Genomic DNA, 22,264 nt, shown 5'->3' on the forward strand with positions numbered 1-22,264 from the left:
TCCACATGTGCACAAGTGTTCGATAGCCTTGCTGTGGTTTCATTCGTTGGTTCGCCGGGCCGGGGGAGTCGCAAGGGGGTGTCCAGTGGCGCAAACCGTGCTGACCGCAGAGACCGCACAGGCGGCGGCCGTTCCGCCGACCCCGCGGTCGACCAGGTCGCTGGTCCCGCCGGTGGCCGCGGTGCTCGGCGGCACGCTGCTGATCGCGCTGCACGCGCTGGTCTACAGCTACTGGATGGTCGACGACGCGGCGATCACCTTCAGCTACGCCCGCAACGTCGCCGACGGGCTCGGGCCGGTGTTCCAGCCGGGGGCGGAGCCGGTGGAGGGGTACTCGAATCCCACCTGGCTGGCCCTGCTGGTGATCGGGAAGTGGCTGCACCTGTTCGACCACGGCGCCCTCTTCGGCATCCCCGATTACGTGCTGTTCCCCAAGGGCGTCGCGCTGCTGTGCTGCGCGGGCATCCTCATCGCGTTCTACTCCGCCGCGCGTGTGGTGTCCCGGCGCCCGGCGTGGGTGACCTTCGGCGCGGGCGCGCTGCTCGCGGCGATCCCGTCGTTCGTGATCTGGTGCTTCTCCGGGCTGGAGAACTCGCTCTACGGGCTCGCCGTGGCCGCGTTGGCGTGCGGGCTCGTGCGGACCGTCGTGCGCGACCGGACACTGGCCTGGAAGGTCGCGGTCACCGCTGGGCTGCTGGCCGCCCTCGCCGCGCTGACCAGGCCGGACGGCCTCATCTACGGCGCGGTGTACCCGATCGTGGTGCTGCTCCACTTCGACCGGAGTGCCGTCCTGGCGCAGATCCGGGCGGTCGCGCTGTCCCTCGCGGCGTTCGCCGTTCCGGTCGGCGCGTACTTCCTGTGGCGCAAGGCCGAGTTCGGGATCTGGCTGGCCAACACCGCCGTGTCCAAGCGGCAGGGTTTCCCGGAACTCGCGTTCTTCGGGCGGGCCGGGCTGCTGTTGGCCTACGCGGGCGCGTTGGCGGTGTTGACGCTGGCGCTGTGCGTGGGCATCGCGCTGACCCGGTCCGCGGTGCTGCGCAACGCCATCGTCACGCTGCTGGTGCCGCTGGCATTGGCGATCGTGGCCTACGCGCTGCTGGAACCGGACTGGATGGGCGAATACCGGTTCGCGACGCCGGTGTGGGTGCTGGCGGCGTTCGTCGCGGCGCTGTCGGTGGGCGCGGTGCTGGAGCACGCGGGGACGCGCGGACGGGTCGCGACCGTGGGCACGCTGGTGCTGGTGATGATCCCGGCTGGCGACGGGTTCGCGGCCGCGGCCGAGAAGTTCCGGGACAACCCGACCGTGCCCATGTGCAGCGTGGCGACCCGGTATGGGCGGACCTTCAACGGGTATGCCGACGTGCTCGGCATCCGCGAGGGGACGTTCGTCGCACCCGACATGGGCGGCGCCGGGATGACGAGCAGGCTCGCCCTGGTCGACATGGTGGGCCTGGTCGACAAGCGGCTCGGCGCGCTGTGGGGCGAGTGGGACATGGCCGGGGTCCGGAACTACATCTTTGACGAGGTCAAGCCGACGTTCATCCACTCGCACACCGTGTGGAGCGATCACACCGGCCTGCTCATCGACCCGAGGATGATGCGCGACTACGAGGTCATCTACACGACGAACTACGGGCCGGAGTCGTTCGACCGCAAGGAACTCGACGGCGACTTCGTCCGCAAGGACGCCGTGTCGAGCCCGGAGAAGCTGCAAGCCGTGCGGGAGTACGCGGTGCAAAAGATGCGGCCCGCCGAGCACATGAGCGGGTTGTCACCGCGCGGCAAGTGCGGTGAGACGTTGTCTCCCGGCCAGCTTCCGTGGCCTGCGACACCCAACTGACCCGGACGGCGGGCGCGTGCCGCATGATTCCGCCTCATGGGTGAACCAGCGGGGTTAGGGCGGCGGTTGGTCGAGCCGAGGGAAGTGTTCGCCCAGGGGCGGGCGCTGCGGGAGCGCGCCGCGCACCAGGCGCATCGGAACGTGACGCTGGCGGCCGACCGGCCGGAGGTGGCCGACTACGTGACGGCCACCAACGCGGGCCGGTTGCCGGAGCTGGCGCCGCTGCGGGTGGGCCGGATGCTGGCCTCGCCGTTCGCGTTCTTCCGGGGCGGCGCCGGGCTGATGGCGGGCGACCTCGCCGCCGGGCCGCGCAGCGGGCTCGACGCGCAGCTGTGCGGGGACGCGCACGCGGCCAACTTCGGGCTGTACGGGACGCCCGAGGGCCAGATCATCATGGACATCAACGACTTCGATGAGACCGTGCCCGGCCCGTGGGAGTGGGACCTCAAGCGGCTGGCCACCAGCATCGTGCTCGCGGGCCGCGAGGGCGGGGTGTCGGAGAAGGGCTGCCGGGAGGCCGCGGAAGACGTCGTGCGGTCGTACCGGAAAACGCTTGACCACCTCGCCGAGCTGCCGTTCCTGGAGTCCTGGACGGCGCTGGGGGACGAGTCCGTCCTGACCCAGGTCGCCGCGGACGCCCTCATCGATGACTTCGCCAAGGCGGCCAAGAAGGCCCGCAAGAACACCAGCGCCCGGGTGGTCGCCAAATGGGCCCAGCGCGGCCCGGACGAGCAGACCCGGTTCGTGACCGATCCGCCGGTGCTGACCCGGGTGAGCGAGCAGGTGGCGGACGCGGTGGTCGCCGCCCTGCCCGCCTATGTGGACACCTTGCGGGAGTCCCGCCGGAACCTGATCATGCGGTACGCGGTGTCCGACGTGGCTTTCCGCGTGGTCGGCACGGGCAGCGTCGGGCTGCGCAACTACCTGGTCCTGCTGTGCGGCAACGTTGACGACGTCCTGGTCTTGCAGGTCAAGGAAGCCCAGCCGTCCGCCCTGGCCGCCCACCTCGGCGTCCCACCGGCCAAGCACGAGGGCAAGCGGATCGTGCACGGCGCCCGGCTGGTTCAGGCCGAGAGCGACCTGTTGCTGGGCTGGACGACCGTCGAGGGACGGCACTACATCGTGCGCCAGTTCCGCAACCGCAAGGGCGAGATCGACCCCACCACTCTCGAACGCGACCACCTGGACGACTACGGCCGCTTCGCGGGCGCCCTGCTGGCCCGGGCCCACACCCGCTCGGTGGACCCGCGCCTGTTGTCCGGCTACTGCGGTGCGGCGTTGGACGACGCTATCGGCGGACACGCCATGGACTACGCCGACCAGACCGAGGCCGACCACGCCGCCCTCACCGCCGCCGTCCGCGCGGGTCGCCTGACCGCGATCGTCGAAGACCCGGACTGACAAACGCGGCGGCCTCGTCCGCGTGGAGCGCGGGCCACGGGACGGCCACAGTGGAGGGTGAAGATCGCCGGTGGACGGCCGCGTGTGGCACGCTCCTCCCGATGCCCACCGACACCCGCAAGCGCCTCGGCGCGCACTACACACCCGTGGGGTTGGCGCGGTTCCTGGCGCGGCGCGTCGCGCGGCAGGTCGAGGGGCCGGTTCGGGTGCTGGACCCGGCCTGTGGGGACGGCGAACTGCTGGCCGCGATGGCCGAGCTGGTCCCGGCGGCCGAGTTCGTCGGGTTCGACCTGAACGCCGACGCGGTGGCGGTGGCGCGCGGGCGGCTGCCGGGGGCGCGGATCGAGCAGGGGGACTTCACCGAGATCGGCGAGGCGCTGCCCTCGGCCGCCTTCGACGTCGTGATCACCAACCCGCCGTACGTGCGCACCCAGGTGCTCGGCGGGGCCGCGGCGGCGCGGTTGTCGGCGAAGTTCGGGTTGCGCGGCCGAATCGACCTGACCCACCCGTTCGTGGCGATGGCGCCGCGGCTGTTGCGGCCCGGCGGGGTGTTGGGCCTGTTGTGCAGCAACCGTTTCCTCACCACCCGTGCGGGAGCGAACGTGCGGGAGTTGTTGGGGGACCGGTTCGCGGTGCGCGAGGTGTTCGACCTGGGCGACACCCGGCTGTTCGAGGCGGCGGTCCTGCCCGCTGTCGTGGTCGCGGTAAACGCCGAGCAGTCCCCCGTGGACGGACCACCCGTCGCTCTCTTCGCGAGTGCTTACCAAGTGGACGGTGACGCGCCCAACGGCGACCTCTTCGACGCGCTTACCGCCGATGCGGACTCGCACGTGCGGGTCAACAACCGGGCGTTCGCCGTGTCCGTGGGGACCTTGGCCAGGGGGACGCCCGACCAGCCGTGGCGGCTGAGCACCCCGGACCGCGAACGCAGGCACCTCGCCGTCCGCGAGCGCACTTGGCGGACGCTGGGCGACCTGGCGCGCATCCGGGTCGGCATCAAGACCACCGCCGACCCGGTGTTCATCAGCGACCAGTGGGACCGCCTGCCGCCCACCCGCAGGCCGGAGCCGGAGCTGCTGCGCCCGCTGCTCACCCACGAGGACGTGGGCGCCTGGCGCCCGCCCGGCCCGCCGCGCGCCCAGGTGCTCTACCCGTACCTGGACCTGCCGCGCCGCGCTGTCGTGGACCTGGCGAACCACCCGCGGGCCGCCGCTTACCTGAACCTGCACCGCGAGCGGTTGGCGTCTCGCCACTACCTGACCGCGGCGGGCCGGGAGTGGTTCGAGATCTGGGTCCCGCACCGGCCCACGCTGTGGCGCGCGCCGAAGATCGTGTTCCCGGACATCAGCCCGGAGCCCCGGTTCACCGTCGACCGCAGCGGCGCGGTGGTCAACGGCGACTGCTACTGGATCAGCGTCCCGGAACTCGACGGCGGTGGCAGCGGTGATGGTGGCGACGGTGCTGACGATCTCGCGCATCTGGTCATCGGCGTCGCCAACTCCGAGTTCGGCGCCCGCTTCTACGACGAGGTGTGCGGCAACCGCCTCTACGCGGGCAGGCGCCGGTGGATCACCCAGTACGTGGCCCGGTTGCCGCTGCCCGACCCGGCCACCCCCGCCGCCCGGGAGATCGTCCACCTGGCCCGCCTGCTGACCCAGGCGCCCGACCGGCGCTGGCTGCCGCGCCTGGAGCGCGCCGTGCGCGCGTCGTTCGGCCAGGCCGACTGAACGACCCGGGTAACGACGAAGGCCCTGTCTCGGTGAGACAGGGCCTTCGTGGAGCGGACGACGAGACTCGAACTCGCGACCCTCACCTTGGCAAGGTGATGCGCTACCAACTGCGCTACGTCCGCGTGCCCCGGTTGCCCGGTGCGGGATGAACTATACCGATACCTCAGGCGGCCCCGTCACGGAGGGGTCCCCGCCCGGACTCCGGAGCCCCGGATGGCCCAGTACGGATGTCGGGGGCCGTCTTAACGTTCTTCACGTTTATCCACCGCTGGACAGGTGGATGTGGCATCTTGTTCATCATTGTCAAGGCGGCACTGGCACGACGGCCAGGAGGAGGTACCGGGCCGGATGACCGGGACTCACCGGCCTGCTGTCGGCGGGCGTCGCGACGGGGCGGACACCGAGCACGATCCGGCCGCCGGGTGTGACGACCTCGCCCTCCTGCGCCGCCTGCGCGCCGGTGAGGACGCCGCGTTCGGCGAGCTGTTCTCCCGGCACAGCGACGCCGTGCGCCGGTTCGCGCTCGGCCTGGTCAGCGACCGCGCCGAGGCCGAGGACCTGACCGCGGAGGCGTTCTTCCGGGTGTTGCAGGCCGTCCGCCGCGGCTCCGGGCCGGTCGACAACGTGCGCGGCTACCTGCTGATCGTCGCCCGCCGGGTCGCCTGGGAGTGGAACGGCCGCAGGCGCGACGTCCCAGTGTCCGACGAGGAGTTGAACCACCGCGTCGGCGCGGACCCGGACACCTCGGGCCAGTCCACCGAGCGCACCCTGATCACCCGGGCGTTCACCAGCCTGCCCGAGCGGTGGCGCAGCGTGCTGTGGAAGGTCGAGGTCGAGGGGGAGCGGCCCTCGGTGGTCGCGGTCACCTTCGGGCTGAGCGCCAACGCGACCGCGGCGCTGGCCCGCCGCGCCCGGCAGGGGCTGCGGGCGGCGTACCTGCAGGCCCACCTGACCGTCGAGCGGGGGTCCACGGGCTGCCGGTCGGTGCTGGAGAAGCTGGGCGCGTACACCGCGGGCAGCATCCGGGGCGCTGAGCGGCGCAAGGTCCGCGCGCACCTGTCGACCTGCGCCTCGTGCGCGGCGATGCACGCCGAACTGCGCGACGTGTGCTCCGGTCTGCGGGCGCACGCGGCGTACCTGGCCGCCCCGGCGGCCGGGCTCGCGCTCTGGCAGCACGCGGGCGTGGCCGCGGGGTCCGGCGCGGCGGTGAACGGCGTGCTGGCGAGCGCGAAACTGCAGGTCACGCTGGCGGCGACCGCGGCGGCCGCGGTCGGGGTGTTCGGCCTCGCGCTGGTGCCCGGGGGGACCTCGGGCAAGCCGGTGGCCGACGACTTCGACGGCACCGGCCCGTCGCGGCTGGTGACCACCCAGTTCTCGACCACCCACCCGCCCGCGCCGCCGCCCGACCCGACCGACTTGACCATCGCCCAGCCGGGGCGGGCCGAGGAGCGCATCGAGGCGCCGCCGCGGGTCGCCAAGACCACGCCGCCGCCCGCGCGCCCCCAGGCGACGACGCCTGCCGACCAGGTCGTCCCGACGTCGGAGAGCGGCGCGCCCGCCCAGACCACGTCCGAGGTCGCGCGGGTCGACCTGGACATCGCCGCGGCGCCGGACGACTACGACGAGTCGCTGCCGGTCGTCTTCGAGCAGAGCTACCTTGAGAGTCAGTGGTCGATCTTCGACTGGTACGACGTGATCACCGAGACCACCCGGGTCACCCGGGTGAACTCGGCCAACCAGACCACCGTCGCCACCACGCGGGCCGAGTACACCCAGCACCGCACGCCGCCCGCGAGCGAGCCGGAGCGCCAGGTCGAGTCCACATCGCCGCCGCCGGAACCGGTGGAGCCGACGACTTCCGGGCCGCCGGACAGTTGATCACCCGGCGGTCTCGTGCGTATCGTCTTCGCCGAGAGGATGTCGGGCATTTCACCCGTTAAGGTCAACGTCGAGGCGGTAACGTTATCTCTCGGTGTTGTAACGGAAAGTGGTGTCCTGATTACCCGTATGCCGCGCCGGAGGGCAGGAGATGACGCGTCAGGTACGCGACGTGAACGGCCGACTGTGGACCGTGCACGGCACGCTTGAGTGGCGGACTCCGGCCACCGAGGACGACTTCGAGCACGACGTCGCCGCCGGGTACGTCCCCGGTGTCGTGATGACCGCGCTGATCTCGGTCCTGGCCATCGTCCTGGTGTCCTGGATGCCCCCCGACGTCTACGTGCCCGGATGGCTGATCGTGGCGCTGGTGGCGCTGGGCCTGTTCTTCCCGGTCCGCTGGGCGCTGCGGCGGCCGTGGCGGCTGGTCGCCGAGACCGGTGACGACGGCGACGGCGAGCCGACCGAGCGCTGGGTGGGCACGGTCCGCGGCTACTTCACCGCGCGCGGTGAGATCGCGAAGGTCGCCAAGAGCATCGGCCAGGACACCCAGCCCAGCTACGAGGGCGTGCTCAAGCCCGTCCCGTAGTCCCCCGGCTATTTTCCCTGGCCTTCGGGCATGACAGCGCGCCCGGCAGCGGCGAGACTGGGGGCGTGCCGGAACTCCCCGAGGTCGAGGCCCTAGCCCACCACCTGCGCGAACACGCCGTCGGCCGCACGGTCGCCCGGGTCGACGTCGCCTCGCTCAGCGTGCTCAAGACAGCCAGCCCGCCGTGGACGGCGCTGCACGGCAGGCCGGTCACCGCCGCGGGCAGGCACGGCAAGTACCTCGACCTCGACTGCGACGGCCTGCACCTGGTCACCCACCTGGCCCGCGCGGGCTGGCTGCGGTGGGCCGACACGATGGCCGCGGCGCCGCCCCGGCCCGGCAAGGGGCCGCTCGCCCTGCGGGTGCACCTCGGCCCACCCGGGCAGGGGCCCGGGTTCGACCTCACCGAGGCGGGCACCAAGAAGGGGCTCGCGGTGTGGATCGTGGAAGACCCACAGGAGATCGAGCAGATCGCCACTCTTGGGCCGGACGCGCTCGCTCTTACCCGCGACGAGTTCGCCGAACTGCTCTCCGAGCGGACAGAGCGGCTCAAGACAGCGCTGACCAGCCAGCGGTTGATCGCGGGCATCGGCAACGCCTACTCCGACGAGATCATGCACGTGGCCAAGCTGTCCCCCTACGCCACCGCGGGCAGGCTTGACGACGACGCGGTAGACCGGCTCTACGCGGCCACCCGGTCAGTGCTGACCGACGCCGTCACCCGCTCGGTCGGCCAGGACGCCGCGCGCCTCAAGGGCGAGAAGCGCTCCGGGCTGCGCGTGCACGCCCGCACCGGCCTGCCCTGCCCGGTCTGCGGTGACACCGTCCGCGAGGTGTCCTTCGCCGACAAGTCGTTCCAGTACTGCCCGACCTGCCAGACCGGCGGGAAGCCGCTGGCGGACCGCAGGATGTCCCGGTTGCTCAAGTGACGGCGGTACCGTGATCGGGTCCTTGTCACACCTGTCCTTGTCACACCTTGGGTGGAACGGGAGCATTGCCTGGTGGCCCAGTTGCTGACCGAGCGCGCGTTCGTTGGCGTCGTCGCCACGCTGTTCGTGCTGGGCTTGTTCGTCGTGCTCTGCCGACCGCGCAAGTCCGGCTCGGTCCACGACGCGGTGCTCGACACCGTGCAGCGGCTGTCCAAGGCCGCGCCCGAACTGCGCAACGGCCTCACCGAGCAGGCCGCCGACCAGGCCACCCAGCACCTGCTGCAGATGCTCAAGTGCGTGGCCATCGGCATCTCCGACGCCGAGGGCAGGCTGCTGTCCTGGGACGGCGCGGCCAACGAGCACTACGTCGACCTCGAAGAGCAGATCGTCGAGGTCGTCCGGCACGGCCACCGCGAGCACGTCCAGCACGAGAACCTGCAGTGCCGCCGTCGCGGAAGCTGCCCGATGCGCACCGCGGTGATCGTGCCGCTGATCATCAGCGGCCAGGTCGAGGGCGCGCTGATCGTGGTCGGCGGCGTCGACAGCAAGCGGCTGATCCGCGCCGCGGACGAGGTCGCCACCTTCCTGTGCATCCAGTTGGAGCTGGCCAAGCTGGAGGAGTCCAAGCAGCAGTTGGCCCGCGCGGAGATCCGGGCGCTGCGCGCGCAGATCTCGCCGCACTTCATCTACAACACGCTGAACACGATCTCCTCGCTGATCCGCACCGACCCCGAGCAGTCCCGGGAGCTGTTGCAGGACTTCGCCGACTTCACCCGCTACTCCTTCCGGTCCTCCGGCCTGTTCGCCACCCTCGCCGACGAGCTGAGCAACATCGACCGCTACCTGACCATCGAGTGCGCCCGCTACCGCGAACGGCTCAACGTGCGGCTGCGGATCGCGCCGGAGGTGCAGTCGGTGGTCGTGCCGTTCCTGGTGCTCCAACCGCTGGTCGAGAACGCGGTCCGGCACGGCATCGCGAAGAAGCCCGGCGGCGGCACGGTCAGCGTCTTCGCCCACGACAACGGCTCCGAAGCCCTGATCGTCATCGAGGACGACGGCGTCGGCATGGACGCCGACCGCCTGTTCGAGGACCTGCGCGACGCCCACAAGACCGGCTCCCACGTCGGCGTCGGCAACATCAACCAGCGGATGCGCCAGGTCTTCGGCGACGAGTACGCCCTGATGGTCGAGACCGCGCCCGGCGCTGGCATGAAGATCACGCTGCGGGTGCCCAAGTTCTTCCCCGGCGTCCGCCCCGATCTCCCGGACTACTCCGACGACGACGAGGACATGGACGGACCGGGCGGCCCATTTCCACCCCCGCAAGCGGCCCACAGCACCACCTGAACCGATTTAAGGTGAGCCCATGACAAACCTTGATGACCTGGAGGCCCGCTTGTCCGCGGTCGAACGCAAGGTCGCTGCGGTCCAGCAGGACGCGGCGGCAGCCCGAGTGCTGGCAGGCGCCGCCGACCGTGACGTCGCCGAGTTCCGCCAGGTGCTGAACGGGCACACACAGGTGCTCAACGCGTTGCGGGAAACCCAGGTGGAGCACTACGCCGAGATGCGCGCGGGCTTCGCCCGGGTGGACACGGAGATAGCCGATGTGCGCGCCGAGATGCGCGAGGGCTTCGGCAAGATGAGTGTGGGCATGGCCCAGATCACCGGTCTTCTGGAAACGCTCATAGACAAGGAATAACCGGGTTCTCAGGAAGGCGTACGTACCGTTGGGCGGTATGAGCGAGCTTGCGAGCGAATCATCGACACAGTGCGTAGGCGCGCCAGGCCACCGGACTTGTGAGGTGGCCTGGTGAGTGTGACCGAGAAGTTTGTCGCGCGGCTGCCCAAGATCGCTGACCGGGGGGACCGCACGCCGGTGGTCGCCGTGGTCAAGTTGCACGGGGTGATCACGCCGACGCCATCGCCGCTGGCCCGGGGCGCGATCAACGTCAACACCGTGGAGTCCGCGCTGACCAGGGCGTTCGGGCACGAGCGGCTGGTGGCGGTGGCGTTGGCGATCAACTCGCCCGGCGGGGCGCCCACGCAGTCGGCGCTGGTGGCCGAGCGGGTGCGGGAGCTGGCGGCGGAGAAGTCCGTGCCGGTGCTGGCGTTCTGCGAGGACGTGGCCGCGTCCGGCGGTTACTGGCTGGCCTGCGCCGGCGACGAGATTTACGCGCACCCGTCGTCGCTGGTCGGGTCGATCGGGGTGGTCTCCGCCGGGTTCGGGCTGTCGGGGCTGTTGGAGCGGTTCGGCGTGGAGCGGCGGGTGCACACCGCCGGGACCCGCAAGGTGCGGCTCGACCCGTTCCAGCCGGAGAATCCCGAGGACGTGGCCTGGCTGACCGGGTTGCAGGGGCAGCTGCACGAGCAGTTCGCCGGGTGGGTCCGCGAGCGGCGGGCGGGCAAGCTCAACGGCGAGCATGACGACCTGTTCTCCGGCGAGGTGTGGACCGGGGCCAAGGCGCTCGACCTCGGCCTGGTCGACGGGCTGGGATCGCTGCGGTCGGTTGTCGCCAAGCGGTTCCCGGACGCGGAACTCGCGGTGGCCGAGCCCAAACGGGCGCTGCTGGCCCGCCTGGGCCTCGCGGGCGGTCCCGGGCTGGGGATCTCGACTGCGGACCGTGTGCTTGCCGCGGTGGAAGCGCTGGAGAGCAGGGCCGCTTGGTCGAGATTCGGGCTGTAGCGACCGGGAAGATCAACTCTGGGTAGCCGTTTGCTCGCTCGATTCACTCGGTGGGCTGTCAGCAGGATTGACCATGGACAGGCGACGTGGGTAATCGGCAAGATTGCGATCACCGTGAGTACATCGAACAGCTCCCCCGGTCTCGTCGTCCTAGCCGTCGACGACGAGAAAGACGGCATGGACATGCTCGTCGAACGACTGAACGGCAACCGCCACGTGCGTCGCGTCCTCAAGGCGTTCGACGCGACGGAGGCTCTGCTGCTGCTGGCCGGAGACGACGACGAACTCGCCGCGCGCAAGGAGGCCGGTCTCTCGGTCGTGGACGCGGTGTTCGCCGACCTGGACATGCCTGGCCTCACCGGCATGGAGCTGGCCCGGGTCTTGGCCGGGTTCAAGCCCGCCCCGGTGCTGGTCTTCGTCACCGCGCACAGCCACGAGGCGGTCGCCGCCTTTGAACTCGGCGCCGTCGACTATCTGCTCAAGCCCGCGCAGCAGAACCGGATGGACAAGGCCATGGAGCGCGTCCTGGCCAAGCTCCACCAGGACGGCCCCGGAGGTCCGGCCGCGGTCACCGAGCAGCGCGACGACGAGGTGATCCCGGTCGAGCTCGCGGGCACGACGAAGCTGGTGTCGCGCGCCGCGGTCCGCTGGGTCGAGGCGCAGGGCGACTACGCGCGGCTCTACACCTCCGACGGCTCGCACCTGGTGCGCATCCCGCTCGCGCAGCTGGAGGAACGCTGGGAGAAGGCGGGCTTCGTCCGCATCCACCGCTCCTACCTGGTGCCGATCTCGCTCATCACCGAACTGCGCATGGGCGGTTCCGGATACTCCGTGGTCATCGGCCACGAGGAGAAGGTGCTGCCGGTCAGCCGCAGGCACACCCGCGAGCTCAAAGACCGGCTGGTGCGGGGTTCCGGGCCATGAGCGAGCGGGGTGAGGACACTGCTCCCGCCGCGCGGCCCCGCCGCAAACGCGTCGTCCTGGCCGACTCGCGCGCCCCGGTGACGGTGCTGCGCACGGTGATCGAGCTGGAGGAGCAGACAAGCTGGGCCGAGGAAGTGGTGCGCGGGTTCATCCGCACCCAGTTCTGGACCGCGATCCGGCTCGCCGGGATCGTCTTCGCCGTGTTCGGCAGCCTGCCGCTGGTGTTCTTCCTGGTTCCGGAGCTGTCCGAGGTGAGCGTCGCGGGCGTGTCGCTGCCCTGGTTGCTGTTGGGTGTCATGCCCTTCCCTCTGTTGTTCGGCGTCGGGTATTGGTACAACGTGCTGGCTGAGCGGCACGAGCGCGACTTCGTCGACATGGTCGAGAAGTAGCGGCTTCCCGACGAGTGGAATCCGGACGAGCTTGACTCTGAACCTGTGGGCCGTGGCGGGAATCGCGCTGGTCGGCCTGGCCACGTTCTCCCTGGGTTTCCGCAGTTCCCGCCTGGCCAGCACCACCCAGGACTTCCTGGTCGCCCGGCGCACCGTGCGCTCCCGGCGCAACGCGGCGGCCGTCTCGGGGGAGTACCTGTCGGCCGCCTCGTTCCTCGGCGTCGCCGGTCTCGTGCTCAAGGACGGCGCGGACGCCCTGTGGTACCCGATCGGCTTCACCGCGGGCTACCTGGCGCTGATGCTGTTCGTCGCCGCCCCGCTGCGCCGCTCCGGGGCGTACACGCTGCCCGACTTCTGCGAGGCCCGGCTCGGCTCGCGGGGACTGCGCGGGCTGTCGACGGGGTTCGTGGTGCTCATCGGGATGCTCTACCTGGTCCCGCAGTTGCAGGGCGCGGGCATGACCCTGCACCAAGTCCTGCCGTCCGCGCCGCCGTGGGTGGGCGCCGCGGTGGTGGCGGTCGTGGTCATCGTCAACGTCTTCGGCGGCGGCATGCGGGCCATCACCGTCGTGCAGGCGTTCCAGTACTGGCTGAAGCTGTTCGCGATCGCCGCGCCGACGTTCGTCATGTGCGCGCTGTTCATCGGCGACGGCGGTGTGCGCGGTCTTGAGGCGACAGGGCTGTCCGAGCCCCTACCGCCCCGGTTTACCAGCGCGGCGGTAGTGCGGGTGGAGACCGACGTCGTGGTGCGGGCAAACGAGAGCGTGCGACCCTTGGCCGTTGGCCGCGTCGACGGCGCCCCGGCCAACGGGCACTCGTACTGGGGCCCGGGCACCACGCACACCATCGAGCGGGGCACCGAGCTCCGGTTCGCCGCGGGCGAGTCGGTCCCGGTGGTCGAAGGCGCGCCGAGCGACAACCAGAGCTGGCTGCGCCCGGTGTCCGGCACCGGCGACCTGCTCACCACGTACTCGCTGATCCTGGCGCTGTTCCTGGGCACCATGGGCCTGCCGCACGTGCTCGTGCGCTTCTACACCAACCCCGACGGCCGCGCGGCCCGCCGCACGACACTGCACGTGCTCTTGCTGCTCTCGCTGTTCTACGTGTTCCCGATGCTGATCGGCGCGCTGTCGCGGGTCTACACCCCGGAGCTGCTGGTCACCGGCACCACGGACGCGGCGGCGCTGGTGCTGCCGATGAAGATCGCGCCCGGCCTGCTCGGGCAGATCCTGGGGGCGGTCACCGCCGCCGGGGCGTTCGCCGCGTTCCTGTCGACCTCGGGCGGCCTGGTGGTGAGCGTGGCCGGGGTCCTCTACACCGACTGGCTCAAGAAGTGGGCCCGGGACTTCCGGCTCGCCAGCGGCATCGCGGGCGGGGTGCCGCTGCTGCTGGCGCTGGTGTTGAAGCAGGGGGACATCTCGATGAGCATCGGGATGACCTTCGCGCTGGGCGCGTCGACGTTCTGCCCGGTGCTGGTGCTGGGGATCTGGTGGCGCAAGATCACCTGGATCGGCGCGGCGGCCGGGATGATCACCGGTGGCGGGCTGGTGCTGGCCGCGTTGGCCGTGACGATCTTCAGCAGGTTCACCGGGGACTGGGCGCCGGAGTACCTGCAGCAGCCCGCGCTGGTGACCGTGCCGGTCGCGTTCCTGGCCGTGGTGGTCATGAGCAAGGCGACGCAGAGCCGGATTCCGGCGGACACGAACCGCATCCGGATGCGCATGCACGCCCCGGACCGGCTCGGCTTCATCCGCGACCGGGACATCGCCCGGTTCGGCAGCGCGGCCGACCGGACTCGGCTGGCGAATGGCCGACACCGGCGCTGAGCCCGATCGGGTCGGCTGCTAGGCCACAGAAGGGCGATAAGTTCCCCGCCTCGGCAATTACGCGCCGTTGCTGTTTCACGAATGGGTGAAAAAATCTTCACCCGATTAAGTTATGAACTCAAGGTAATTGCGGCATTGTGATGCGTGACACAGTATTTGTTCCGTCAACGCTTCACCCGTCAGCTTGGCGAGATCGCCCCGATCGGTTGGTTACAGCAACAGGCAGGAGTCCTATCGTTTCGACCCGAAGCCAAAAACGTACGGAGGGTCACTGTGTCCATCATGAGCACCGAGGAAACGGAATGGGTGCGAGCGCAGCGAAGTGCGGAGTTCGTCGAACTCAAGCGGAGACTGCGCCGGTTCGTCTTCCCGATGACCGCGGCGTTCCTGCTCTGGTACCTGCTCTACGTCCTGCTCGCCGACTACGCCCACGGGTTCATGGCGACCCCGCTCGTCGGCAACGTCAACGTCGGCCTCGCGCTCGGACTCCTGCAGTTCGCCTCGACATTCCTCATCACGTTCCTCTACGTCCGCCACGCCGACCGGCACATCGACCCGCTCGCGGCCAAGATCCGCCACGACCTGGAGGGTGACGACCGATGAGCGCAGCGCACGTCACCTCGGCCGAAACCGGGCTAGCCGGTTTGTCTGGGCTGTCCGCGCAGACAGCCCAGACAGCCCAGACGGCCGGGTCCAACGCCTGGCTCAATGTCGGCATCTTCGCCGCCTTCGTCGCCGTCACCCTGGTCGTGGTTTTCCGCGCCAGCCGCAACACCCGGACGGCGTCGGATTACTACGCGGCTGGCCGTGCCTTCACCGGCGCGCAGAACGGCATCGCCATCTCCGGGGACTACCTGTCCGCGGCGTCCTTCCTGGGCATCGCGGGCGCCATCGCCGTCTACGGCTACGACGGGTTCCTGTACTCGATCGGGTTCCTCGTGGCCTGGCTGGTGGCGCTGCTGCTGGTCGCCGAACTGCTGCGCAACACCGGCAAGTACACGATGGGCGACGTCCTGAGCTTCCGGATGCGCCAGCGCCCGGTCCGCGCCGCCGCGGCCACCTCCACCCTGGCGGTGTCGTTCTTCTACCTGCTCGCGCAGATGGCGGGCGCGGGCGGGCTCGTGGCGCTGCTGCTGGGCATCGAGAGCAAGGTCGGGCAGGCGCTGGTGATCGCCGTCGTGGGCGCGCTGATGATCCTGTACGTGCTCATCGGCGGCATGAAGGGCACCACCTGGGTGCAGATCATCAAGGCGGTCCTGCTGATCAGCGGCGCGGCCGTGATGACGGTCTGGGTGCTCGGCAAGTACGGCATGAACCTGTCCACCCTGCTCGGCGCCGCGGTCGAGAACAGCCCCAAGGCGGGGGAGAAGGTCCTCGAACCCGGCCTGCAGTACGGCGCGACCGAGGTGACCAAGCTCGACTTCCTGTCCCTTGCCGTCGCGCTGGTGCTGGGCACCGCGGGCTTGCCGCACATCCTGATGCGCTTCTACACCGTCCCCACCGCCCGCGAGGCCCGCCGCTCCGTGGTGTGGGCCATCGTCCTGATCGGCGTGTTCTACCTGTTCACCCTGGTCCTGGGCTACGGCGCGGCCGCGCTCGTCGGGCCAGCCGAGATCCTCGCCGCCCCCGGCAAGGCCAACTCCGCGGCGCCGCTGCTCGCCGCGGCCCTGGGCGGGCCGATCCTGCTCGGCTTCATCGCCGCGGTCGCCTTCGCCACGATCCTGGCCGTCGTCGCGGGCCTGACCATCACCGCATCGGCGTCCTTCGCGCACGACATCTACGCCAACGTGATCAAGCGCGGCGCCGCGGACGACAAGGACGCCGAGGTGCGCGTCGCCCGGATCACCGCGGTCGTCATCGGCGCGGTCGCCATCGTCGGCGGCATCATCGCCAACGGCCAGAACATCGCGTTCCTGGTCGCCCTGGCGTTCGCCGTCGCGGCCTCGGCCAACCTGCCGACGATCCTGTACTCGCTGTTCTGGAAGCGGTTCAACACCGCGGGCGCGCTGTGGAGCATCTACGGCGGCCTCACGGTCTGCGTGCTGCTGATCGTGTTCTCCCCCGCGGTGTCGGGCAAGTCGTCGGCGATGTTCCCCAACGCCGACTTCGACCTGTTCCCGCTGCAGAACCCCGGCTTGGTCTCCATCCCGGTGTCGTTCCTGCTCGGCTGGCTCGGCACGGTCCTGTCCAAGCCTGGCGACGCGGTCAAGCACGCCGAGATGGAGGTCCGCGCGCTGACCGGCGCCGGCTCGGAGAAGGCGACCGCCCACTGAGCGGCACGGGACGCGGCGGGCTTCACCCGCGCCGTACGGGTGGACGTGGCAGCATCGATGTGTGCAGCCCATGAACCCGCCCGCCGTGTCCTGCGCCGACGTCCCCGAGGACGCGGTCCTGCTCGACGTCCGGGAACAGGACGAGTGGGACGCGGGCCACGCCCCCGGCGCCGTCCACATCCCGATGAGCGAACTCGCGGGCAGGCTCGCCGACGTGCCCAATGACGGCGAGGTCTACGTGATCTGCCGGATGGGCGGCCGCTCCGCCCGGGTCACCCAGTACCTCAACGGCAACGGCTGGGAAGCCAAGAACGTCGACGGCGGCATGCAGTCCTGGGCGGCGCTGGGCCGCCCCATGGTCACCGACTCCGGCGCGGAACCGCAGGTCATCTAGCCGTGCCCCCGTCGCCCCGGTTCCAGTGGGTGGCCACCCCACCGCCCGGGGTCGGCGCCCCCGTCGCCCCGCGGCCGCGGGTCCCGTACCTGGGGCCGCCGTCGTACCGCACCCCGCCCCGCTGGGGCTTCCCGGCCCTGGCATGGCGCTGGCCCACCTCGGTCCCCGGCGTCGCCGAAGCCCGCGAAGAGGCCATCGAACGCGTCCGCGGCCGCGCCCGACTCGCGGTGTCGGCACTGTGGGTCCTGGCCGTGGTCACGGTGCTGGCCGCGGCCGCGGAAGTGTGGCGGTACATCCTGCTGCTCCAAAGCCGCACCGGCGCGCTCGCCAGCGACACGGTGCAACTCTCCGACAGCCTCGTGGTCACCGGCTCCGTCCTGGCCATCGCGGGCGGCCTCATCGCCACCGCGACGGTCCTGTCGTGGCTGTTCGTCGCCCGCCGCGCCGCCGCCGACGCCGCCGGATACGACCCGGCCCGCCCCGACTGGCACATCGTCCCCGGCCTGCTGGTCCCCGGCCTGAACCTGATCGTCCCCGGCACCCTGCTCGCCGAGCTGGAACACGCCGTCCTCCGCAAACCGGCGGACGCCCGCCCCACCCCCACCCCCCTGGTCCGCTGGTGGTGGACCGCTTGGGCAGCCAGCGGCCTCCTCTTCGCCGCGACAATCACCTGGCGCTTCCGTGATTCGGTCCAAGCCCAAGCCGACGGCGTCCTCCTCACCGCGACCACCAATCTGGCCGCGGCCCTGGTGGCGACCCTCACCGCCCTGGTGATCACCCGCCTGTCGACCCTGCTGGCCCCCCTCGACCCCACCACCCTCCGCCTCATGCGCGTCATCCACATCAACGGCGCCCCCGAACCACCCCTCCGCCCCACCCGCCCAGCAGGCTCCGCCCGCTGACCCACCGCTGCGGCCCACCACCCAACCGGGCCCATTTCCCACCCCCTCCCGGCGTGTCTCCCCGCACCCACGGCGAGTTATCCACAGCCCCCGGCGAGTTCAGGCGGTGGAAGCATCTGATTCGAGGTGTTCGGTGAATACCTCGCTGGGCTTGCGCCAGTTGTGGATCTATGGGGTCGATCGTTGATCTCGGCGGCGATGATCGCCTCGGTGACGGTCAGTGAGTCCCATCCGGCCAGGGCACCAGGATGAGGAACCGGCTGGTCCGCTCCACCAGGGTGGCCACGGCGGTCTTGCCCGCCTTGCCGATCACCAGATCCCCTCCCAGTGCCCGGACACCACGCGGCCGAGGGCTTCGGCGGGGCGTTCGTGGAGGTAGCGGGGTTCTTTGATCCGCGGTGCGGGGATGGCCGCGGCCCTCGACGCGCCGTGGGACCCGATCGCAGCGCGACAAGCTGCGCGGCGCAGTGTGGCGACCGGCTGGATGTAGACCCACTGGTAGATCGCTTCATGACTCACCCGGCAAGCATCCAGCAGCTCACCGTGATCACAGGTCACCCGCGCCGCGATCGACGCCGGTGACCAACCCCGCCGCAGCCACGCGGTCACCGTGGCCAACAAGCGCGAACACCGCTCCGCCGCCATCACCTTGGTCCAGGCCGAGGCGGCACCCCGATCCGCCCCCCCACGGCCCGATACCCAACCCGCCCACCATGACGGGCGACCTCACGCGACAAAGGAAGCTCTGAGCTGTCGTTTCGCTGGTCAGGTGCGGTGCTCGCCCGCCAAGTTCTCGTCAAGGCCACCCTCACCCGCAGACACACCCGCTCATCTGCCAAGCCGCAGGCAGCCTGCCAAGTGCTCGATTGGGTGCAGTGGTTTCTTCGGGGGAGAAGGAAGATCGCTAAGCTGGCCGCGCGTGTGAGGCCGGAGGCTTCCCACGCTCTTTCACACGGGCGATCTTCCTTCGTAGGGGCCCTGGAGAAACCACTGCACCCAATCGAGCAAACCCCCGCTAACAGCCCACCAACAAAGCCCGCACCCCCCGAATCACAAACTCAGGCCGTCGCTCCACCGCAACCACCCGCAACCCCGGCAGTCGAACCACCAACGCCCGCAAAGCGGCAGCCACCTCCACCCGAGCCAACGGCGCCCCCACGCAATAGTGAATCCCCGCCCCAAACCCAAGGTGCGGATTCGGCGACCGCCCCACGTCCAACCGATCCGGCTCCGGAAACACCAACGGATCCCGCCCAGCCGCCCCCAGCAACGCCGCGATCTTCTCCCCAGCCGCCACCCGATGCCCGCCAATGGTCACCGGAGCCACTGCGGTCCGCTCGAAAAGCTGCAACGGCGCGTCGAATCGAATTAGCTCTTCCACCGCCGTAGGCAGCAAAGCGGAGTCGGCGACCAACCGGTCCCACTGCTCCCGGTGCCGCAGCAAAGCCAGAACCCCGTTGCCGATCACGTTGACCGTCGCTTCATGCCCCGCCATCAGCAACAGCACGGCCGTGGCCACCAGCTCGTCCCGCGTCAGCCGATCAGTGCCGTCCCGCGCCGCCACCAGATCGCTGATCAGGTCCGCTTGAGGCGACACTGCCCGCCGGTCTGCCAACTCGCCTAGGAAGTCGGCGAACTCTCGGGACGCCTGTTCCGCCGCGGCGGCCACGGGGGCAGGCACGTCGTATTCGTACATTTTCACGATCGCGTTGGACCACGGTCGCAGGTTCGGCCGGTGCTCGTCCGGCACGCCCAGCAGTTCGCCGATCACTTCGATCGGGAGCGGCGCGGCGAGGTGCTCGATCAGGTCGGCTGAGCCGTCGGCCGCCATTCGTTCGGCCAGGGTCGCCACCATGCGGTCGGCCATGGCCTCGATTCGGGGGCGCAGTCGTTCGGTGTGGCCTCGGGCGAACGCGGTCGAGATCAGGCCGCGGAGTCGGGTGTGGGTTGGCGGTTCGCTTTCCAGCAGCGAGTTGCGGTGCAACAGGTTGAACGCGGCGAACGCCTCGACCGGGGCGGCGTCCGTCCACAGGCGACCCAACGCGCGGTCGCGCAGCACCGCCGAGCACGCTGCGTGCGAGACGGTGACCGGGAGGCCGAGGCCGTCGTGGTGGTGCACCTCGCCGGTGGCGCGCAGGGCGGCGAAGGCCGGGTACGGGTCGGCGATGAACTCGGGATCTCCGGGATCGAAGCTCATCCCGCCACGGTAGTTGCCGCTCCGCCGCCACCCGAGCCGCAGCGCGCCGGAGCTGATTGGATAGCGTTTCCCGCATCGTTCACCCGGTTCCGACGAGGAGTTCGCAGATGTCCAGGCGATCCGCCGTGAAGAGCGCGCGCAAGGCCAAGACCGAGGACCCCTCCGGCATCGCTCCACGTCAACCGTGCCCGTGCGGCTCGGGCAAGCGCTACAAGGCGTGCCACGGCTCGGCGGGCGGTGTTGTGGACATCCCCGTCGCCCGGCCGTTCGAGGGGCTCGCCGCGGAGTGCGAGTTGATCGCGCTGCGCGAGTTCGTGCCGTCCGGCACCGCGGCGCTGCCGCTGGCCGAGAGCGACCGAGAGATCACCCTGGCGACCGTGCTGCCGATGGCCGCGGCCGCGCTGATCCGCGCGGACGGTGTCGCCTACGTCGGCCTTCAGGTGCAGACCCGGTCGAACGACGTGAGCCGTGACCTGGCCCGCGCGGTGCGCTGGGCGCTGGCGGCGAAGCCGGGCGACGTGCTCGGCGCCGTCGGCCCGGAAACCGACCCGGGTGACAAGCCGGAGCGCCTCCAGGACCTGCTCGACCCCAAGGCCACCCTCGAACCGACCGTGCACGCCGACTTCGGCTGGTGGATGCCCGAGGGCAGCGAGCCGACCGGCGAGGTCGCGTTGTCGCTGGAGCGGGCCAACGGCGCCATCCTGCCGACCGAGCGCATCGGCGCGGCGGCCTACTGGGTCGACGCGGGCGAGAAGGCGCACCTGCGCTGGGTCCGCCCGGAGCCGGAGGACGACCTGCTCGCCGCGCTGGCCCGGCTGCACGCCCGCGGCGAACTCGGCCTTGGCGAGGGGTCGCGGTACGCGGGCTCGTTCCGCGCGCACGGCCTGCTGGTGCCGGTCTGGGACCTCGACCGCGAGTCGCACGCCCGCGAGTGGCTCACCGGCGTCGAGGAACTGGGCGCGCGCATCGACGCGGCGCTGGCTTCCCTGGCCGCCGAGCCGCTGACCAGCGACGAGCGCCGCGCCCGCGACGGCCTCCTGGGCAGGCAGATCACCATCCGGTGATCCTGCACATCATCGAGCGCGCCGCCTGGCCTGCCGAGGAGGTCCGCGCGCCGAGCCTGGACACCGAGGGCTTCCTGCACTGCTCCGACCCGGGGACCGTGCACCTGCCCGCGAACCGCCTGTTCCGCGGCCGCACCGACCTACTGCTGCTGGAGATCGACCCGGCGAAGCTCGGCGTTCCGGTGCGGTGGGAACCCGGGTCGCCGCCCATTCTGGACGGGCCGTGGTTCCCGCACGTGTACGGCCCGGTGCCCGCGGCGGCGGTCGTCGCCGCGCACGACTTCCCACCGGGCGACGACGGTCTGTTCGTTCTGCCGCCGGGGTTGTCGCAGCGGTAGCACCCGGCGGCTGGACCGCGGTCGCGCTTCAAAGCCGCCGACCCCGGTGGAGTTCGATCGTCACCAAGACGGGTGTTTCGCCTGCGTGCACGCGGCGTGGGTGAGGTGTCCCGTTCGCCCGGGACCACGGTGTGAAACCGTTGAGGGGGCGGACCGGGTGGTCCGCCCCCTCAACAGCGGCGGTGTCAGACCGTCCCGCCCGCTGCGCGTGGCGCCGTCGGGTCGTCGGTGTCCACGGCGACATGCTCGCGGGCGAGGTAGTCCTCGACGTGGAACATGTTGCCGTTGGCGCGCTTGACGACGTTGAGCAGTGTGGTCATGGCGGCGACCTCCTCGACCTGCTCCTTGAGGAACCACTGCATGAACTGCTCGCCCCGGTAGTCGTCCTCGTCCCGGGCGACCTTGGCCAGCGTGATGACGTCGTCGGTGACGGCCCGTTCCTGTTGCAGCGCCAATTCGATCAGATCGATGGGGTCGGCGAACTCGTTGCGCACCTCGTCGATGCCCGGAATCGACACCGGAATGCTGTTGTCCAACAGGTACCGGGTGATCATCATGGCATGATTACGCTCCTCCAGTGCCTGGCGGTAAAAGTACTTCGCCAGCCGCGGAAGATCCTGCCCGTCGAACCACACCGCGAGGGCGGTGTACTGCTGCGACGCGGTGAACTCGTTGCGGATCTGCACCTGCAGAAGCCGATGGAACTTGGCGGTCATGGCATCGAGAATACGCCGACCTCGGGGGGTGCGCGCAATCCGAACAAGCCTTTTGGTGCGGTATCTAGATCACGTTAGGTAAGGCTGTGGAATGCTTATTCAGGTTAGGCATTCCTAATTTCGACTCCGCTCCGACGGAACTGTCACCCGATCTCGTGACAGTCGGTCGCACGGTATGTGGTGTAGAGTAGG

21 protein-coding genes and 1 tRNA gene are annotated in these 22,264 nt (G+C 70.4%); 18 read left to right on the forward strand and 4 right to left on the reverse strand.

Features of this window, described 5'->3' with window-relative positions; genetic code table 11:
• Positions 1-85: 85 nt before the first annotated feature.
• From ACZ6SD_RS02830 to ACZ6SD_RS02840, 3 genes are all read left to right on the forward strand, one after another.
• On the forward strand, positions 86-1,840 hold the full coding sequence (locus tag ACZ6SD_RS02830) for a hypothetical protein (protein WP_465315159.1): 1,755 nt from the start codon (positions 86-88) through the stop codon (positions 1,838-1,840).
• Between the two features lie 36 nt (positions 1,841-1,876).
• A complete protein-coding gene (locus tag ACZ6SD_RS02835) occupies positions 1,877-3,241 on the forward strand; it encodes a DUF2252 domain-containing protein (RefSeq protein ID WP_465315160.1) in 1,365 nt (454 codons plus the stop codon).
• A 101-nt stretch (positions 3,242-3,342) separates the two neighbouring features.
• Complete coding sequence (locus tag ACZ6SD_RS02840) at positions 3,343-4,968, forward strand: HsdM family class I SAM-dependent methyltransferase (protein WP_465315161.1); 1,626 nt, start codon at positions 3,343-3,345, stop codon at positions 4,966-4,968.
• A 49-nt stretch (positions 4,969-5,017) separates the two neighbouring features.
• Here ACZ6SD_RS02840 and ACZ6SD_RS02845 read toward each other — a convergent pair.
• Positions 5,018-5,093 (reverse strand) — tRNA-Gly (locus tag ACZ6SD_RS02845).
• A 226-nt stretch (positions 5,094-5,319) separates the two neighbouring features.
• Here ACZ6SD_RS02845 and ACZ6SD_RS02850 point away from each other — a divergent pair.
• The 13 genes from ACZ6SD_RS02850 to ACZ6SD_RS02910 all read left to right on the forward strand — a co-directional run bounded on the left by ACZ6SD_RS02850 (position 5,320) and on the right by ACZ6SD_RS02910 (position 17,757).
• Entirely contained in the window at positions 5,320-6,849 is a 1,530-nt protein-coding gene (locus tag ACZ6SD_RS02850) for a sigma-70 family RNA polymerase sigma factor (RefSeq protein ID WP_465315162.1), read from the forward strand.
• A gap of 151 nt (positions 6,850-7,000) precedes the next feature.
• On the forward strand, positions 7,001-7,438 hold the full coding sequence (locus tag ACZ6SD_RS02855; RefSeq protein ID WP_465315163.1) for a DUF983 domain-containing protein: 438 nt from the start codon (positions 7,001-7,003) through the stop codon (positions 7,436-7,438).
• Between the two features lie 65 nt (positions 7,439-7,503).
• Positions 7,504-8,367, forward strand: coding sequence for an Fpg/Nei family DNA glycosylase (locus ACZ6SD_RS02860; RefSeq protein WP_465315164.1), 864 nt, complete (start codon positions 7,504-7,506; stop codon positions 8,365-8,367).
• A gap of 72 nt (positions 8,368-8,439) precedes the next feature.
• Positions 8,440-9,714 (forward strand): sensor histidine kinase, encoded by a 1,275-nt coding sequence (locus tag ACZ6SD_RS02865; RefSeq protein WP_465315165.1) that lies wholly within the window; start codon positions 8,440-8,442, stop codon positions 9,712-9,714.
• 19 nt (positions 9,715-9,733) lie between these two features.
• Entirely contained in the window at positions 9,734-10,066 is a 333-nt protein-coding gene (locus ACZ6SD_RS02870) for a hypothetical protein (RefSeq protein ID WP_465315166.1), read from the forward strand.
• Positions 10,067-10,177: 111 nt separating this feature from the next.
• Complete coding sequence (locus ACZ6SD_RS02875; protein WP_465315167.1) at positions 10,178-11,050, forward strand: S49 family peptidase; 873 nt, start codon at positions 10,178-10,180, stop codon at positions 11,048-11,050.
• 114 nt (positions 11,051-11,164) lie between these two features.
• Positions 11,165-11,974, forward strand: coding sequence for a LytR/AlgR family response regulator transcription factor (locus ACZ6SD_RS02880; protein WP_465315168.1), 810 nt, complete (start codon positions 11,165-11,167; stop codon positions 11,972-11,974).
• Positions 11,971-12,363, forward strand: a complete 393-nt coding sequence (locus ACZ6SD_RS02885; protein ID WP_465315169.1) for a hypothetical protein — start codon at positions 11,971-11,973, stop codon at positions 12,361-12,363. The genes ACZ6SD_RS02880 and ACZ6SD_RS02885 overlap by 4 nt, the downstream gene beginning before the upstream one ends.
• A 31-nt stretch (positions 12,364-12,394) precedes the next feature.
• Positions 12,395-14,188, forward strand: coding sequence for a sodium/solute symporter (locus tag ACZ6SD_RS02890; protein WP_465315170.1), 1,794 nt, complete (start codon positions 12,395-12,397; stop codon positions 14,186-14,188).
• 282 nt (positions 14,189-14,470) lie between these two features.
• Positions 14,471-14,791 (forward strand): DUF485 domain-containing protein, encoded by a 321-nt coding sequence (locus ACZ6SD_RS02895; RefSeq protein ID WP_465315171.1) that lies wholly within the window; start codon positions 14,471-14,473, stop codon positions 14,789-14,791.
• A complete protein-coding gene (locus ACZ6SD_RS02900) occupies positions 14,788-16,461 on the forward strand; it encodes a solute symporter family protein (protein WP_465315172.1) in 1,674 nt (557 codons plus the stop codon). The genes ACZ6SD_RS02895 and ACZ6SD_RS02900 overlap by 4 nt, the downstream gene beginning before the upstream one ends.
• 70 nt (positions 16,462-16,531) lie before the next feature.
• Positions 16,532-16,855 (forward strand): rhodanese-like domain-containing protein, encoded by a 324-nt coding sequence (locus ACZ6SD_RS02905; RefSeq protein ID WP_465315248.1) that lies wholly within the window; start codon positions 16,532-16,534, stop codon positions 16,853-16,855.
• 2 nt (positions 16,856-16,857) lie between these two features.
• Positions 16,858-17,757 (forward strand): DUF4328 domain-containing protein, encoded by a 900-nt coding sequence (locus tag ACZ6SD_RS02910; RefSeq protein WP_465315173.1) that lies wholly within the window; start codon positions 16,858-16,860, stop codon positions 17,755-17,757.
• Positions 17,758-18,066: 309 nt separating this feature from the next.
• Here the strand turns inward: ACZ6SD_RS02910 and ACZ6SD_RS02915 are convergent, their stop codons facing one another.
• Positions 18,067-18,366: a hypothetical protein gene (locus tag ACZ6SD_RS02915; RefSeq protein WP_465315174.1), complete on the reverse strand. Its 300-nt coding sequence runs from the start codon at positions 18,364-18,366 to the stop codon at positions 18,067-18,069.
• A gap of 406 nt (positions 18,367-18,772) precedes the next feature.
• Positions 18,773-19,954 (reverse strand): cytochrome P450, encoded by a 1,182-nt coding sequence (locus ACZ6SD_RS02920; protein WP_465315175.1) that lies wholly within the window; start codon positions 19,952-19,954, stop codon positions 18,773-18,775.
• Between the two features lie 107 nt (positions 19,955-20,061).
• On the opposite strand from ACZ6SD_RS02920, the gene ACZ6SD_RS02925 reads away from it, so the two are divergent.
• Together ACZ6SD_RS02925 and ACZ6SD_RS02930 are read left to right on the forward strand one after the other, a co-directional pair.
• A complete protein-coding gene (locus ACZ6SD_RS02925; RefSeq protein ID WP_465315176.1) occupies positions 20,062-21,018 on the forward strand; it encodes a DUF5926 family protein in 957 nt (318 codons plus the stop codon).
• Positions 21,015-21,356 carry a DUF952 domain-containing protein gene (locus tag ACZ6SD_RS02930; RefSeq protein ID WP_465315177.1) on the forward strand — a complete coding sequence of 114 codons (342 nt, stop codon included), beginning with the start codon at positions 21,015-21,017 and terminating at the stop codon, positions 21,354-21,356. Before ACZ6SD_RS02925 ends, ACZ6SD_RS02930 begins: the two co-directional genes overlap by 4 nt.
• A gap of 185 nt (positions 21,357-21,541) precedes the next feature.
• Here the strand turns inward: ACZ6SD_RS02930 and ACZ6SD_RS02935 are convergent, their stop codons facing one another.
• Complete coding sequence (locus ACZ6SD_RS02935) at positions 21,542-22,072, reverse strand: ferritin (protein ID WP_465315178.1); 531 nt, start codon at positions 22,070-22,072, stop codon at positions 21,542-21,544.
• Positions 22,073-22,264: the final 192 nt, after the last annotated feature.

This window comes from Actinokineospora sp. NPDC051303, assembly GCF_055586285.1.